Here is a 15,840-nt window from a genome sequence, read left to right as displayed (position 1 = left end):
TGCGCCCTGTCGTACGTCAGTTCCCCACCACTGCCTGAACCAGGAGCACGGTACCCGTGTCCATACCCCCGCCCCCTGGGCCCCACCAGCCCGACCCCGCCCAGGGGCCGTCCCCGGCCCCCGACCCGTACGGGCCGCCGCCGCAGGGACAGCAGCCGTATGGGCAGCAGCCGTACGGGCAACCCTATGGTCCGCCGTATCAGACCTGGGGACAGGGCTACAGCCCCTACGCCCGCCCCTCCTCCGTCAACGGCCTCGCCGTCGCCTCCCTGGTGCTCGGCGTCCTGTGCTGCTTCCCGGCCGTGGGACTGGTGCTCGGCGTGATCGCGCTGGCGCAGATCAAGAAGAAGGGCCAGTCCGGCAAGGCGCTGGCGATCACCGGATCGATCCTGTCCTCGCTCGGACTCGCCCTGTGGGTGACGGCGCTCGCCACCGGCGGGCTCTCCGAGGCCTGGGACGGGTTCAAGAAGGGCGCGACGCAGGGCACGGCCTTCTCGGTGGTCAGGGGCCACTGCTTCGACGCGCCGGGGGAGTCCCTCGAAGGCCTGACCTACGACGTCGACGAGGTGCCCTGCGCGGGTGAGCACGACGGCGAGGTGTTCGGCGAGTTCACGATGACCGGCGGCTCCGCCTTCCCGGGGGACAACGCGGTCTCCGACGCCGCCGACCGGAAGTGCTCCCCGCTCCAGGACACCTACGCCATGGACACCTGGGCGCTGCCCGCGAACGTGGACGTGTACTACTTCGGCCCGACCCGGCAGAGCTGGCGCCTCGGCGACCGCGAGGTCACCTGCATCTTCGGCAACACCGACGACAACGCGACCCTGACCGGCTCGCTGCGCGCCGACGAGACCACGCTCGACACGTACCAGGTCTCTCTCCTGAAGTCCCTCAACGCCCTCGACACCGTGCTGTGGGAGGAGCCCGAGGACTACCCGGAGGACGACCTGGCCGGTTACCGGGACTGGTCGCGGGACGTCCACGACAGCTTCGGCGACCAGATCAAGGCCCTCCGCGCGCAGTCCTGGCCGACCAAGGCCGACAAGCAGGTCGCGGCCCTGGTGAAGGACATGGAGGACGCGCGCGACGAGTGGGCGAAGGCGGTCGACGCGGCCGATGACGACGACGTGGACGCCTTCTACATCCACTACGACAAGGGGTACGACTACGTCGACGGCCCCAGCACGGTCACCGCACGCAAGGCTCTGAGGCTGGCCACGAAACGGCCGACGGACGACGCCGACTACGGCGACGGGGGCGGCGAGTCGGGCGGCGGCGAACTCAATGTGTGATCGCCGCCATAGCGGGGAGAAAGTGCCTGCGTAAAGCCCCCCACCGGAACATGTCATCACATCGAGTGATTCTCTGGCCTCTGCTTGCATGGTCGAACCCACGGTTGCCACGCTGTTGCTGTCTGTACAACCTGATGGGAGCGGCCAGTGACATTCGGTGAGCAGCCGGCGTATCTGCGCGTCGCGGGTGATCTCCGCAAGAAGATCGTCGACGGTTCGCTGCCACCGCACACCCGCCTGCCGTCCCAGGCCCGGATCCGCGAGGAGTACGGCGTCTCGGACACCGTCGCGCTGGAGGCCCGCAAGGTGCTGATGGCCGAGGGCCTGGTCGAGGGCCGCTCCGGCTCCGGGACGTACGTCCGCGAGCGGCCCGTGCCCCGCCGTATCGCCCGCTCCGGTTACCGCCCGGCCTCCGGTGCCACCCCCTTCCGGCAGGAGCAGGCCGACGGGGAGGGGCGCGGCACCTGGGAGTCCAGCAGCCGGCAGACCGAGGCCTCGGTGGCCATCGCCGAGCGGCTCGCCATCCGGGCCGGTGACCGGGTGATGTGCACGAAATACGTCTTCCGGGAGGCCGGTGAGCCGATCATGCTCTCCACCTCCTGGGAGCCGCTCGCGGTCACCGGGCGCACTCCGGTGATGCTCCCCGAGGAAGGTCCCCTCGGCGGCATGGGCGTGGTCGAGCGCATGGCCGCCATCGACGTCGTCGTGGACAACGTCACCGAGGAGGTGGGCGCCCGCCCCGGCCTCGCCGAGGAGCTGCTCGCCCTGGGGGGTGTCCCCGGGCATGTCGTCCTCGTGGTCCACCGCACCTACTACGCCTCGGGCCGCCCGGTGGAGACGGCCGACGTGGTCATTCCGGCCGACCGCTACCAGGTCGCTTACCACCTCCCGGTGAAGTAGTGCGCGCCCCGGGGAAGTTGCCCGGGGCGAACACTCAACCGGCCCGCAGGCGAACGCCGTTCGAATTCGGCCGTTCTCGCAGGTCGACACCGCTGTTTCGGAGGCGTCCCCGACGGGAGTCATCGCCGTCCACCGGGGGCGTGTTCATCAGCGCGCGCCCCCTGTCGGAGGAGTCCGTCCTGGCTGGTTGCGTACCTCTTTGTGAAAACGCGTGTTCGCTGCGTAAAGGTTGGGCGTAGGCTCGGGCATATGCGGAGTGCGGTTTCCTTATCGGGTGGGGCCCGGCGCAGGTCGGGAAGGAGCGGTGGGGCGCAATGAACGACGGCACGATCACTCTTCCCTGGCTCGTCATACGACAGGACGACAACGGCAATCGCTACCGCGTGGGCAGGTACGCGACCCGGGCCGAGGCCCAGAAGATCGCCGACAGCCTCGATGCCCGCGGCCACAAACAGCTCTACTGGGTCGAGCGCATCGGCCCGAACGGCGCGAGTTCGGCCGACTGACGGAGCCTCCCGTAGGCTCCGGCGCATGACGGAACGGATCGTGGTGGTGGCGGCCGCCCTCTGTGACGGCGACCGCCTCCTCGCCGCCCGCCGCAGCGCACCTCCCGAACTGGCCGGACGCTGGGAGCTGCCGGGCGGCAAGGTGGAGCGGGGGGAGTCGCCGGAGCAGGCCTTGTCCCGTGAACTCCGCGAGGAGCTGGGCGTGGCGGCGGAGGTCGTGGAGCGCGTCCCGGGTGAGTGGCCTCTGAAGCCCCCCTACGTCCTGCAGGCGTGGAAGGCCCGCCTCCTCCCCGGCTCGCCGGACCCCGAGCCGCTACAGGACCACGACGAACTGCGCTGGCTGACGCCGGAGCAGATCTGGGACGTGCACTGGCTCGACCAGGACGTGCCGGCGGTACGGGAAGCCTTCAGGGGCGCCGCCGGGCTGTCACAAGGTGGCCGCTCCGCCGCGGGGCGCGACTGACCGCGACGCACCCGCACCCGCCCCGCAACAGAGCCCCCCGAGCTCTTAGGCGCCCCCTACTTACGCCATTCGGCACGGTACCGCGCCCCTGATATCGGGTATGTGCCCCTTAACCCCACGAAAGCGGACATGGGCTGGCCCGGGATGTGATCGGCGTGATCGACACCGAAGGCGACTGCGCCAAGTGGACGTTCCCGGCGGACCCGGGTGCCGTACGCGCTGCCCGGACGGCCGTCCGGGACCGGCTGGCCGCCTGGAATCTCGACGGCCTCGTTGACATCGCCGCCCTGCTGGTCAGCGAACTGGTGACCAACTCCCTGCGGCACGCCACCGGCCCCATCGGCGTCCGGCTGGTCCGCCCCGACGGTGTCGACGGCGTCCTGCTGGTCGAGGTCTCCGACCCCCTCCCCGACCCGCCCCGCGAACGCGTCGCCGACCTGGACGACGAGAGCGGCCGCGGCCTGCAACTGGTCGCCCACGCCGCCCACCGCTGGGGCACCCGCCCCGGCGTGACGGGCAAGACCGTCTGGTTCGAACTCTCGATGCCGGGATGAACAGGACCTGATCACGGTGAAGAACGCCAAGACGCCACGAAACGCCGAGAACCCCCAGAACGCCTGTACGACACCCCGCCCGCTGTCCATCGACTGGTTCAGGCCAGTGGCGGTTGTCGGCAGACGTGATTCGACGCCGTGTCCGCTGGTTAGAAGACTGGAAGTGTTGTCGCAGCCCGGACCGAAAACCGTCGGGATCGTGCTGTGATCGTGAACACCGTGTTGTGCGGCGCCGTAGTGCTGGATACTGCGGGCAGCCGCCCCCGGTGACCGGTACCGGACGCGGTGAGCTGGAGGGGACGGTTCGCGTGAGCGAGATACCAGCGAAGGCCACGGAGTCGAAGGACCCGTCGGACGGCGCGAGGGCGGAGGCCGCTGCTGCCGCCATGGCGCATGTCCGTCACGGTGACGGGCCGTCCGGTGACGCCATGTGGCAGAGCAGCCCGCCCGGCTCGATCTACGACTACATCAAGGTCGCGTCCTTCTCCATAGGCCCCGACGGCCTGGTCGAGCAGTGGAGCCTGCGCGCCGAGCAGCTCTTCGGTATCTCCGCCGAGCACGCCGTCGGCATGGACCCCATCGACGCCTTCATCGACCCGGACCTGCGCGCGCAGGGCCAGCGCAAGATGGCGGAGATCCTGGACGGCCGCGAGTGGACCGGAGTGGTCCCCTTCCGTGTGCCCCCGTCGGCGGCCGACGGCGAGAGTGGCCGCGAGGGCCTCGCCGAGGTCTACGTGATGCCGACGCGGACCGAGGAGGGCGAGCAGGCCGCGGTCTGCATCGTCGTCGACGTGCGCACGCTGCGCAGCATCGAGACCGATCTCGCCGCCTCGCAGGCGATTTTCGGTCAATCTCCTTTCGGGTTCGTGCTGATCGACCCCGACCTGCGGGTTCGACGCGTCAACTACCGGTTCGCCTCCCTCTTCGGGGGCAGCCCGGACGATCACCGCGGCAGGGGCGTCCACGACTATCTGCCGCGCCCCGAGGCCGAGCGGGTCACCGCGACCCTGCGCCGGGTCCTGGAGACCGGCGACTCCATCACCGACATGCATGTCACGGGCTTTCTGCCGGGCTCCGACGAGCGCCGCCACTGGTCCATCAACCTGTACCGGGTGCGCAGCGGGTCCGGCCGGCCCATCGGCATCGCCTGGCTGGGAACCGACATCACCGCCCGCCGCGCCGCCGCGCGTGAGGCCGCCGCCGCCCGACGCAACCTCGCCCTCCTGAACGAGGCGGGCGCCCGCATAGGCAACTCGCTCGACCTGGAGACCACGGCCCGCGAACTCCTCGACGTCGTCGTCCCCGGCTTCTGCGACCTGGCCACCGTCGACCTCTACCAGGGCCTGCTGGCCGGCGACGAGACCCCGCCGGGGCTCGCCGACGGCAGCGCCGAACTGCGCCGGGTCGCCTTCGCCAGCGCGGTCTCCGACGCCCCCTTCGCCGGCTCCGGCGCCCCCGTCTCGGTCGGCGCGGTCCACCACTACCCCTTCAACTCGCCCTGCGCGGACGCCCTGCGCACCGCCCGCCCGCAGTACATCCCGGCCGAGGAGGGCGGCCTCGTGCAGTCCACGCTCGCGGTGCCGATGGTCGCCCACGACACCGTCGTAGGACTCGCGCAGTTCTCCCGGACGAAGGGCAGCGAGCCGTTCGGGGACCGGGACCGGGATCTCGCGGTGGAGCTGGCGGCCCGGGCCGCGGTCTGTATCGACAACGCGCGCCTGTACCGGCGGGAGCACGAGCGGGCGCTGATGCTGCAGCGGTCCCTGCTGCCGCCCGGCGACCCGGTCGCCTCCGGTCTGGACATCGCCTGCCGCTATCTGCCCGGCAACTCCTCCGCGGACCGCCCCAGCGAGGTCGGCGGCGACTGGTTCGACGTCATCGAACTGCCGGGTCACCGTACGGCGTTGGTGGTCGGCGATGTGATGGGCCGTGGCCTGCGGGCGGCCGTGGCGATGGGTGAACTCCGTTCGGCGGTGCGCACCCTGGCCCTCCTCGACCTCGAACCGGCCGAAGTGCTCTCCGCGTTGGACGAGATCGCCCGCGGTCTCGGCGCCCCCGGCGGGGTCCAGCAGGCCACCCGCGCGGCCCGCCGCCCCCGTGAGGCGGACCTGTCCGAGGTGTACCTGGCGACCTGTGTCTACGCCGTCTACGACTCGGTGACCCGCCGCTGCACCTTCGCCAACGCCGGCCATCTGCCGCCCGTCCTGGTGGAGCCCGGCGAGGACGCGCTGATGCTCGACGTGCCGCCCGGCATGCCGCTCGGCGTCGGCGGCGAGCCCTTCGAGGAGGTCGAGGTCGAACTACCCGAAGGCGCCCTGCTCGCGCTCTACACGGATGGACTGGTCGAAAGCCGCGATCACCCCCTCGACGAAGGTCTCCAGGCGTTCGTAGGAGCGCTCACCGACCCCTCCGCCCCGCTGGAGGACGTCTGCGACCACGTCCTCAACACCCTCGACACCCACCACGGTGAGGACGACATCGCGCTGCTGATGGCCCGGGTCCAGGGCCTGCCCGCCGGCTCCGTCGGCGACTGGACGCTGCCGCGCGAGCCGCGCAGCGTGGGCCGGGCCCGCGAGTACGCCCGCGGCCAGCTGCTCAGCTGGGATCTGGAACCGCTGGTCGACACCACGGAACTCCTGGTCAGCGAACTGGTCACCAACGCCCTGCGGTACGGCGAGGGCGACATACGGCTACGGCTCCTGCTGGACCGCACCCTGGTCTGCGAGGTCTGGGACTCCGGCCTCGTCCAGCCGCGCCGCCGCCGCGCCCGCGACACCGACGAGGGCGGCCGCGGCCTGCAACTGGTCGGCCTCCTCAGCGCCGCCTGGGGCTCCCGGCGCACCCCGCGCGGCAAGACGGTGTGGTTCGAACTGCCGCTGCCGGACGGGGAGAACGGCATGGTGGACCCGGCGGAGGCACTGCTGAGCCTCTTCTAGGCGGGGTGCCCGCGCAGGCGTACGTCCCGTTCGGCGAGCTCACGCGCCTCGCGGGCCAGGACGTCCGCCCGCGGGAGATCGTCGGTCAGCCGCGCCTCCGCCAGCAGGACACGGGGCGCGGCACCGACCGCCTCGCGGTGGACGGTGACGTAGTCGTCCGCCGCGGCCACGGACTCCCGGGCGACCAGCAGCGCGGCCACCGCGAGCACCCCGGACCGGCCGGTCGCGAGCGGCGCGGCCGCGTGCACGATCCGGCGCAGGACACCCAGCGGGTCGTACGGCTGCCCGGACGTCGTCTCCTGTCGTACGGCGGCCAGGACCGCGTCGGCGTGCAGGAGACGGGCGTGGGTCTCACCCTCGTGCGCGGTGCCGTCGCGGAAGGGGGCCAGCTCCGCCTCCGCGCCCGTGAGGGCCGACGGGATCAGCCGGGCGGCCTCGGTGAGCGCCGAGCGCAGCCGGGTCACGGCCGTCACCAGTACGTCCGCCCGGGCGATCGCGGTCTCCGCCGCGCGCAGGTGCTGGGCCGCCTCGTCCGGCCGGCCGGAGGCGGTGGCCTGGTGGGTCCGGTTGAGGTGGACGGTGGCGGTGACCAGGTGGTCCTTGGCCAGCTCGACATACCCGGTGACGGAGTCGTGCGTGAGCGTGTTCCCCGCCTCGGCCGTGCGGGCGGTCAGCTCACGGAACCGGGTCTCGGCCGAGGCCAGGGCCGTAGCGGGGTCGCGGTCCAGCCCCCGCAGGGCGCCCAGGCTCTCCGCCGCGCCGGTCAGCCGCCGCTCGGCCTCCTCGCAGCGGCCCACGACACCGGCCAGGGCGGCCGCCTCCTCCGGTACGCCCTCCTCGTAGCGCCGCCGTATCGCGCACGCGGCCGCCAGCTCGGCCTCCGCCGCCTCGGCCGCCCCGGCGAAGGGGGCCATCGCCCCGGGGCCCGACCCGGCCTCGGCGAAGACGAGTTCCTCGCGGAAGGCGCGGAGACGGTTGTCGGCGTCGACCAGCGCGGCCCGGGAGCGGTCGTCGAGGCCGGCGAGCGGGGGCGCGGCCGCGGGGGAGGGGTACGCGCCGACGTGGGTCGTGCCGGCGGCCGCCGGTGTCGTACGGCTGCGGGCGCGGCGGATCCGGCGGACGGAGCCGTAGGCGGCCAGGACCACCACCACGGCGAGGGCGGCCACCGGCAGGACGAGGTCGGTGCCGGAGGACTCGTCCTCGGCCGGGGCGGCGGCGCTGACCCGGGCGCCTGCAACCGGAGCGTCGTCGTTGATCGTCATCCACGGCAACACCAGCCACACGACCCCGACCACCACACCCAGCAGGGCATGCGCCACCCGCACGGATATGTGCGAGCGGCCGCGCCGCGGTCGGCCCCGTATCAAGGATGGCGTCACGTTTCGGAGCGTATGGGCCTGAATGCGGGGGCGCGAGCGGGGCGGGACGGGTGGGGGTACGGGAGCGGACGGGGGAGCGGATGTCACAGGCGCAGGACCTACAGGCCGACGGGGACGGTGAGGCGGCGAAGGAGGCACGGGCGCCGAAGCCGAGACGCCGCCGCTGGATCCGCCGGGCCCTCCTCGGGCTCGCGATCGTCGTCCTCCTTCCCCTCCTGACCGTCGCCGCCGCCCTCCGCCTCAACTACGCCGGAGACCCCGCCGACGGCACCCGCACCCGCGGCAAGGACGCGATCTGGCTCGGTCACGCCTGGGTGGACGGCCGCAAGACCGACGCCGACGTCACCGCCCTGGCCCGGCGCCTGCGGGACACCGGGATCCGGGACCTGTACGTCCACGCGGGGCCCCTGGAAGACGACGGGACGCTGCCCGGGTCGGCATACCCGAAGGCGCGGTGGCTGATCGGGGCCGTGCACAAGGCGGCCCCTGGCATCCGCGTCCAGGCCTGGCTGGGCGACAAGCTCGCCACCGAGAGCCCGGACGGCATGCGCCTCGCCGAGAAGGACACCCGCGCCGCCGTCGTCCGGTCCACCCGGCAGATCCTCGCCGCCGGATTCGACGGAGCCCACTTCGACCTGGAGCCCCTGCACTCCGGCGACGAGCACTACCTCGACCTCCTCGACGCCCTCCACCGGGTCACCCGCGCCCATGGCGTCCCCCTCTCGGTCGCCGCCCACCAGATCGACCCCCTCCCCGCGCTGCACTCCGTCGCCGGGACGCTCGCCGGACACCCCAAGTGGTGGTCCCAGGCCTACTTCGGCCAGGTCGCGCGCCGGGTCGACCAGATCGCGGTGATGTCGTACGACACGAGCACGCCGTTGCAGAGCCTGTACGGCGGCTATGTGGCCCAGCAGACCGCACTGGCCCTGGAGGTGACCCCCGACTCCACCGACCTGCTGATGGGCCTGCCCTTCTACCGGGAGAACAACTTCGACCACTGGGCCCACGCCGAGACCGTCCCCGCGGCCGTCCGGGGCGTCCGCCTCGGCCTCTCCCGCACGGACGCGACCCGCGCGAACTTCGGCGTGGCACTGTACGTCGACTTCGCGGCGACGGAAGCGGACTGGACGGCGTACGAGAGGGACTGGGCGCGGTAGAGCCCCGCCGGGAGTGCCGCCACGTGCCGTCTCGCGTCCTGCGGCTCCGTCGTGGCTGGTCGCGCAGTTCCCCGCGCCCCTGAGGGCGTTGACGGGACCGAGGCGCCGATCTGCCCGCCTTCGCCGGCGCGCTCCCTGGCCGCGATCACCAACGGTTTGGCCGTGTTCGCCGCCGGGCTGTACGTCCAGCGGCGGGCCATGAAGCCGGCCAGGGCTAGGAAGACCTCCTCCTGATCTTCGAGCCCAGCCACACCAGCGGGTCGTACTTGCGGTCGACGGCCCGTTCCTTCAGGGGGATCAGCGCGTTGTCCGTGATCTTGATGCCCTCGGGGCACACTTCCGTGCAGCACTTGGTGATGTTGCAGTAGCCGAGACCGTGCTCGTCCTGGGCCGTCTTCTTGCGGTCCAGGCCGGTGTCCTCGGCCGCGTCCAGCGGGTGCATGTCCAGCTCGGCCACCCGCATGAGGAACCGCGGCCCCGCGAAGGCGGTCTTGTTCTCCTCGTGGTCGCGGACCACATGGCAGGTGTCCTGGCACAGGAAGCACTCGATGCACTTGCGGAACTCCTGCGAGCGGTCCACGTCCTCCTGCATCATCCGGTACTCGCCGAGGCCGACACCGGACGGCGGCACGAACGCCGGGACCTCGCGCGCCTTCTGGTAGTTGAAGCCGACGTTCGTGACCAGGTCACGGACGACGGGGAAGGCCCGCAGCGGAGTGACGGTGATCGTCTCCTCCGGGGTGAACACCGACATGCGGGTCATGCACATCAGCCGGGGCCGCCCGTTGATCTCCGCCGAGCACGAACCGCACTTGCCCGCCTTGCAGTTCCAGCGGACGGCGAGATCGGGCGCCTGGGTGGCCTGGAGGCGGTGGATGATGTCCAGCACCACCTCGCCGTCGTTGACCTCGACCTTGAAGTCCTCGAGGTCGCCGCCCTTCACATCGCCCCGCCACACCTTGAAGTGGGCCGTGTAGCCGCTCATTCGTACAGCTCCTCTTCGGCGAGGTACTTGACCAGCTCCTCCTTGTCGAAGAGGGCGAGCAGGTCGGCGCGGATGGGGTCGGTGGTCTCGCGGGTGAGATCGATCTGGCCCCGGACCGGGTCCGTGGCCGCCAATCCGCCCGTCGGGTCGGTCAGTCGGCACAGCAGGTTGATCCGGCGCCACTCACGGTCCATCGCCGGATGGTCCTCGCGGGTGTGGCCGCCGCGCGACTCGGTCCGCTCCAGCGCGGCCCGCGCCACACACTCGCTGACCAGCAGCATGTTCCTGAGGTCCAGCGCGAGGTGCCAGCCCGGGTTGAACTGCCGGTGCCCCTCGACCCCGGCCCGCCGGGCCCGTACCCGAAGATCCGCGAGCTTCTCCAGGGCCTGCTCCATCTCGCCTTCGCGGCGGATGATGCCGACCAGGTCGTTCATCGCCTGCTGGAGTTCCTGGTGAAGGGTGTAGGGGTTCTCCGGAGGCCCTACGGCGGGCTCGGTGCCCTCCGCCGAGAACGGCCGCAGTGCCTCGGCCGCCGCCGCGTCGACCTGGGTCTCGTCCACCGGCGGACGGGCCGCCGCGAGCCCGGTCGCGTACTCCGCCGCGTGCCAGCCCGCCCGGCGCCCGAACACCAGGAGGTCGGAGAGCGAGTTGCCGCCCAGCCGGTTCGAGCCGTGCATGCCGCCCGCGACCTCACCGGCCGCGAACAGGCCCGGCACCCCGCGCGCGGCTGCCGTGTCCGACTCGACCGCGATACCGCCCATCACGTAGTGACAGGTGGGGCCGACCTCCATCGGCTCGGCCGTGATGTCGACGTCGGCCAGCTCCTTGAACTGGTGGTACATCGAGGGGAGCCGGCGGCGGATGACCTCGGCGGGCATGCGTGTCGACACGTCCAGGAAGACCCCGCCGTGCGGGGAGCCGCGGCCCGCCTTCACCTCGGAGTTGATCGCCCTGGCCACCTCGTCGCGGGGGAGCAGCTCCGGGGGACGCCGGTTGTTGTTCGGGTCCTCGTACCAGCGGTCGCCCTCCTCCTCCGACTGGGCGTACTTCTCCTTGAAGACGTCGGGGATGTACTCGAACATGAACCGCTTGCCCTCGGAGTTCCTGAGCACCCCGCCGTCGCCACGGACCGACTCGGTGACGAGGATGCCCTTCACCGACGGCGGCCAGACCATGCCGGTCGGATGGAACTGCACGAACTCCATGTTCAGCAGGGGCGCGCCGGCGAGCAGCGCCAGCGCGTGGCCGTCGCCGGTGTACTCCCACGAGTTCGACGTCACCTTGAAGGACTTGCCGATGCCACCGGTCGCGATCACGACGGCCGGGGCCTCGAGGACGAAGAAACGGCCGGTCTCACGGTCGTAGGCGAAGACACCGGAGACGCGGGAGCCGTCCTTGAGGATCCGGGTGACCGTGCACTCCTGGTAGACCTTCAGGCGGGACTCGTACGCGCCGGTCTCGCGGTGGTCCTCCTGCTGCAGGGAGACGATCTTCTGCTGGAGCGTGCGGATCAGTTCGAGGCCCGTGCGGTCGCCGACGTGGGCGAGGCGCGGATACTCGTGGCCGCCGAAGTTGCGCTGCGAGATCCGGCCGTCCTTCGTACGGTCGAACAGGGCGCCCCAGGTCTCCAGCTCCCAGACCCGGTCCGGGGCCTCCTGGGCGTGCAGCTCGGCCATCCGCCACTGGTTGAGGAACTTCCCGCCGCGCATGGTGTCGCGGAAGTGGACCTGCCAGTTGTCGTTCGAGTTGGCGTTGCCCATGCTGGCCGCGATGCCGCCCTCGGCCATCACCGTGTGCGCCTTGCCGAACAGCGACTTGCAGATCACGGCGGTACGGGCACCGCGCTCGCGGGCCTCGATGGCGGCACGGAGACCGGCACCCCCGGCGCCCACCACGACGACGTCCCACTCCTGCCGGTCGACCACGGACATCAGAAAAACCTCGGATCGTCGAAAGCGCCGGAGGCGACCAGGAACACGTAGAAGTCGGCGAGTGCCACGCTCACCAGCGACGCCCAGGCCAGCTGCATGTGCCGGGCGTTGAGCTTGCCCACGAACTGCCAGGCCCGGTAGCGCGCGGGGTGTTTGGAGAAGTGCTTCAGCTTGCCGCCGACGATGTGCCGGCAGGAGTGGCAGGAGAGGGTGTACGCCCAGATCAGCGCGATGTTGACCAGGAACACCAGGGTGCCGAGGCCCATGTGGCCCCACTCGTACTTCTCGTTGCGGAACGCGAGCACGGTGTCGTAGGTCAGGATCCCGGCGACCAGGATCGCGGCGTAGAAGAAGTACCGGTGGATGTTCTGCAGGATCAGCGGGAAGCGGGTCTCACCGGTGTACTTCTTGTGCGGCTCGGCCACCGCGCAGGCCGGCGGGGACGCCCAGAAGCCCCGGTAGTAGGCCTTGCGGTAGTAGTAGCAGGTCAGGCGGAAGCCGAGCGGGAAGATCAGGATGATGATCGCGGGGGAGATGCCCCACCAGCCGCCGAAGAGCTCCCAGTTGGGGCCGTGGCGCATGGGCGCGCAGCGCTCGGCGAGGCACGGCGAGTAGAACGGCGAGACATACGGGGCCGCGTAGTAGTCCGTGTCGGCGAACGCCCGCCAGGTGGAGTACACGATGAAGGCGAGCAGCCCCGCGGCCGTGGCCGCGGGTGCCAGCCACCAGCGGTCGGTGCGCAGGTGCGGAGCGTCGATCGCGGCGCGCGTACCGGTGCGTACGCCGCCGCGGACGCTATGGGATTCGGTGTCGGGAGGTTCCGTACCAGTGGCCAACGCTTGACTCCGGTCGGGTTCAGGGGGCTCGGCGGTCGCGGGCGCCGAGTCCCTCGTCGTCCGAGTCCGTCCACAGGGTGTTGTCGTACGGGGTGTCGGAGATGGAGACGAGATCCGGGCGGCGGGCCTTGGCGAGCGCCGGATCGGTCTCCCTCAGCAGCGCGAGGCTCTCGCGGAGCCGGTCCGCGTCGATGCGGACGCGGCGCATCTCCAGACCTCCGCTGCCCAGCTGCTGCTCCAGGCGCTTGACGTACCTGAGCACCTCGTCGAGCGAGCGCTGGGCCGCTGCCAGTTCGTCGTGCACGGACATGACGTGACCTCACTTCCGTGGGCGGGGTTGCCCTGGACGGGAACGGTCATGCGCCTGCGAGTGTTGCGCGTCACACCTGCCGGTGTGAAGGGACGTGCATGGATTGGCGGATCGTGTGCCTCCGTGCGCGCCCCTCGTGCGCCGTCGATTGCGCCGCACGGGTGGGCTTCCCGGTCGTTGTCGCCGTGTCGCCGTCCGTTGCCGAACCCTTTCCTCTTCAGTGGCCGCAATAGATGTGATCAGCTCCATATACCGCCAAAAGTGATCATAACGCCCGCGGCTCCCGGAGGTAAGCAGAGATGTCCCACAACGGCGTCGCACTGCGCGCGGTCACGCGCTCGGTCGGTTTCCTCACCGCGGGCGCGCTCGCGGTGACCGCGCTCTCCGGGTGCAGTTCCGAGGACAAGGCGAGCAAGCCGCTCGCGGAGCAGGACATCGCGCCCGCCGCCCGCGACCAGGTCACCGACGGCGGCACCCTGCACTGGGCGGTGGACGCCGTACCGGAGACCCTGAACACCTTCCAGGCGGACGCGGACGCGACCACCACGACCGTCGCCCAGGCGGTCCTGCCCTCGATGTACCGGCTCGACGCGAACGGGCGGCCGCAGATCAACCCCGACTACCTGGAGTCGGCCAAGGTCGTCGAGACCGAGCCCAAGCAGGTCGTGCTGTACAAGCTGAACCAGCAGGCCGTGTGGAGCGACGGCCGGGAGATCGGCGCCGCCGACTTCGCCGCCCAGTGGCGCGCCCTGTCCGGCAAGGACTCCGCGTACTGGACCGCCCGCAACGCCGGCTACGAGCGCATCGACAAGATCGAGCGCGGGGCCAACGACCTGGAGGTCCGGGTCACCTTCGCGCGGCCGTACGCCGACTGGCGCTCGCTGTTCTCGCCGCTGTACCCGAAGGACGTCATGGGCAGCCCGGACGCCTTCAACGACTCCGCCCGCAAGAAGCTCAAGGTCACCGCCGGTCCCTTCCAGGTGAAGAAGGTCGACCGCAAGGAGGACGAGGTCACCCTCACCCGCAATCCGCGCTGGTGGGGCCACCCCGCCAAGCTGAACGAGATCGTGCTGCGCGCCGTACCGCGCGACAAGCGGGTCACCGCGCTGGCCGCCGGCACGATCGAGCTCGCCGAGATCGACCCCGAGGCGCTCGGCCGCATCGGCCTCGCCGCCCGCGCGGGAGCCAAGGCCGGCCGCAGCCCGCTCGCGGGCCCGGGCGGACTTCCCGACCGCCGCTCCGGCGGCAACCTGGGAGCCGCCGACGCGCTGCGCGCCTGGGCCGTCGCCCACGGGGACGACGAGGAGGCCGCCGACGAGGAGATCAGCGCCCGGCAGAAGGAGCGCAAGGCGCTCGCCGCGTACGCGCGTGAGCAGGCGGCCCTCAAGGGCTTCGAGGTCCGCAGGTCCCTGGAGCCCGCCTACACCCAGCTCGCCCTCAACGGTGCCTCGGGGCCGCTCGCCGACGAGCGGGTGCGTCGGGCCGTGGCCCGCGCCATCGACCGCAAGGCGCTGGCCGGCGTCGTCCTCTCGCCGCTCGGACTGCCCGCCGTGCCGGTCGGCAGTCACCTCGCGCTCTCCGGCCAGGACGCCTACGCCGACAACAGCGGCGCCATCGGCGGGCCGGACACCAAGGAGGCCCGGGCGCTGCTCGCGGACGCCGGGTGGGTGGCCGGCGGGCCGGTCGAGAAAGAGAAGAAGAAGAAGGGCGGGAAGGCGGCGGGGACCGAAGGCAAGAAGGCCGGACGGGACTCCGCGGACGGGGACCGGGACGGGGACGATGGGGCGTACATCGTCGGCGAGGACGACAAGAGTGACGACAAGGACCCCAAGGACCACCGCAAGGGCGCGGACGGCCCGCGGCATCTCGCCCAGGACGGCAAGCAGTACACGAACAAGCTGAAGCAGGGCGGCGCGCCCGGGGCGTACGCCCCCAAGGGCACCGCGGCTCCCGCGGACGCGGCGACGAAGGTGCTGGCCAAGAACGGCAAGGCGCTCGCCCTGCGGTTCGTGCTCCCGTCGGGGCCGGGGTCCGAGACGTTGCGCACAGTGGCCGGGCGGATCTCCTCGATGCTGGAGAAGGTCGGCATCCGGACCGCGATCTCCAAGGTCTCCGACGAGAGCTACTTCAAGGACCACATCGCGTCCGGGCAGTACGACCTCGCGCTGTACTCCTGGCCGGCGTCCGCCTTCCCCGCCACCGACGCCCGCCCGATCTTCGCGAAGCCGGTGCCGGCCGCGGACGGGTCGCTGAACGTCGAGCAGAACTACACCAGGGTCGGCACTGACCAGGTGGACCAGCTGTTCGACCAGGCCCTCGCCACGCTCGACGAGGGGAAGAGCCGGAGCCTGATCCGCAAGGCCGACGCCCGGATCTGGGCCGCCGCCGGATCCATCCCGCTGTACCAACGGCCACAGCTGACGGCCGCGAAGAAGAACGTGGTGAACGCCGGTTCCTTCGGATTCCAGACGCCGGTCTACGAGGACATGGGCTTCCTGAAAAAGGGCGCGAAGCCGTTGTCCGGCCCCTCCGCCAACTGAGCCCGGCGAGCCGCCACCCATGAGGCAACGTACGATGGGGTGAGGCCGTGG

General features: G+C 71.4%; 13 protein-coding genes. 8 read left to right on the top strand and 5 right to left on the bottom strand.

What is annotated here, in order from left to right:
• The first annotated feature begins 56 nt into the window (after positions 1-56).
• From ABZT02_RS25235 to ABZT02_RS25210, 6 genes are all read left to right on the top strand, one after another.
• Positions 57-1,292, top strand: a complete 1,236-nt coding sequence (locus tag ABZT02_RS25235) for a DUF4190 domain-containing protein (protein ID WP_356020935.1) — start codon at positions 57-59, stop codon at positions 1,290-1,292.
• Positions 1,293-1,439: 147 nt separating this feature from the next.
• Positions 1,440-2,192 (top strand): GntR family transcriptional regulator, encoded by a 753-nt coding sequence (locus ABZT02_RS25230; RefSeq protein WP_356020933.1) that lies wholly within the window; start codon positions 1,440-1,442, stop codon positions 2,190-2,192.
• Between the two features lie 314 nt (positions 2,193-2,506).
• Entirely contained in the window at positions 2,507-2,698 is a 192-nt protein-coding gene (locus ABZT02_RS25225) for an SPOR domain-containing protein (RefSeq protein ID WP_007384464.1), read from the top strand.
• 25 nt (positions 2,699-2,723) lie between these two features.
• Positions 2,724-3,161, top strand: coding sequence for a (deoxy)nucleoside triphosphate pyrophosphohydrolase (locus ABZT02_RS25220; protein ID WP_356020929.1), 438 nt, complete (start codon positions 2,724-2,726; stop codon positions 3,159-3,161).
• Between the two features lie 146 nt (positions 3,162-3,307).
• The gene (locus tag ABZT02_RS25215) at positions 3,308-3,715 is read left to right on the top strand and encodes an ATP-binding protein (protein ID WP_356020927.1); all 408 of its coding nucleotides are present in this window, start codon (positions 3,308-3,310) and stop codon (positions 3,713-3,715) included.
• A 308-nt stretch (positions 3,716-4,023) separates the two neighbouring features.
• Positions 4,024-6,651, top strand: a complete 2,628-nt coding sequence (locus ABZT02_RS25210; RefSeq protein ID WP_356020925.1) for a SpoIIE family protein phosphatase — start codon at positions 4,024-4,026, stop codon at positions 6,649-6,651.
• Here the strand turns inward: ABZT02_RS25210 and ABZT02_RS25205 are convergent.
• Positions 6,648-8,030 carry a hypothetical protein gene (locus ABZT02_RS25205; RefSeq protein ID WP_356020922.1) on the bottom strand — a complete coding sequence of 461 codons (1,383 nt, stop codon included), beginning with the start codon at positions 8,028-8,030 and terminating at the stop codon, positions 6,648-6,650. The genes ABZT02_RS25210 and ABZT02_RS25205 overlap by 4 nt on opposite strands.
• Before the next feature lie 80 nt (positions 8,031-8,110).
• Between ABZT02_RS25205 and ABZT02_RS25200 the strand changes: the two genes are divergently transcribed.
• Positions 8,111-9,187, top strand: coding sequence for a hypothetical protein (locus tag ABZT02_RS25200; RefSeq protein WP_356020920.1), 1,077 nt, complete (start codon positions 8,111-8,113; stop codon positions 9,185-9,187).
• A gap of 214 nt (positions 9,188-9,401) precedes the next feature.
• Here ABZT02_RS25200 and ABZT02_RS25195 read toward each other — a convergent pair whose 3' ends face one another.
• Genes ABZT02_RS25195 through ABZT02_RS25180 form a run of 4 tightly spaced genes read right to left on the bottom strand, consistent with a single transcriptional unit; the run spans position 9,402 to position 13,249 of the window.
• Complete coding sequence (locus ABZT02_RS25195; RefSeq protein WP_356020917.1) at positions 9,402-10,172, bottom strand: succinate dehydrogenase/fumarate reductase iron-sulfur subunit; 771 nt, start codon at positions 10,170-10,172, stop codon at positions 9,402-9,404.
• Entirely contained in the window at positions 10,169-12,103 is a 1,935-nt protein-coding gene (locus ABZT02_RS25190; protein ID WP_356020915.1) for a fumarate reductase/succinate dehydrogenase flavoprotein subunit, read from the bottom strand. Before ABZT02_RS25190 ends, ABZT02_RS25195 begins: the two co-directional genes overlap by 4 nt.
• A complete protein-coding gene (locus tag ABZT02_RS25185) occupies positions 12,103-12,939 on the bottom strand; it encodes a hypothetical protein (protein WP_356020912.1) in 837 nt (278 codons plus the stop codon). The genes ABZT02_RS25190 and ABZT02_RS25185 overlap by 1 nt, the downstream gene beginning before the upstream one ends.
• Positions 12,940-12,958: 19 nt before the next feature.
• Complete coding sequence (locus tag ABZT02_RS25180; protein ID WP_355743401.1) at positions 12,959-13,249, bottom strand: hypothetical protein; 291 nt, start codon at positions 13,247-13,249, stop codon at positions 12,959-12,961.
• Between the two features lie 299 nt (positions 13,250-13,548).
• Between ABZT02_RS25180 and ABZT02_RS25175 the strand changes: the two genes are divergently transcribed.
• A complete protein-coding gene (locus ABZT02_RS25175) occupies positions 13,549-15,789 on the top strand; it encodes an ABC transporter family substrate-binding protein (protein ID WP_356020910.1) in 2,241 nt (746 codons plus the stop codon).
• Positions 15,790-15,840: the final 51 nt, after the last annotated feature.

The organism is Streptomyces sp. NPDC005402, from assembly GCF_040606575.1.
Lineage (GTDB): Bacteria > Actinomycetota > Actinomycetes > Streptomycetales > Streptomycetaceae > Streptomyces.
Note: the sequence above shows the minus strand (reverse complement) of the source record. Positions and strands in the feature narration are given on the sequence as shown.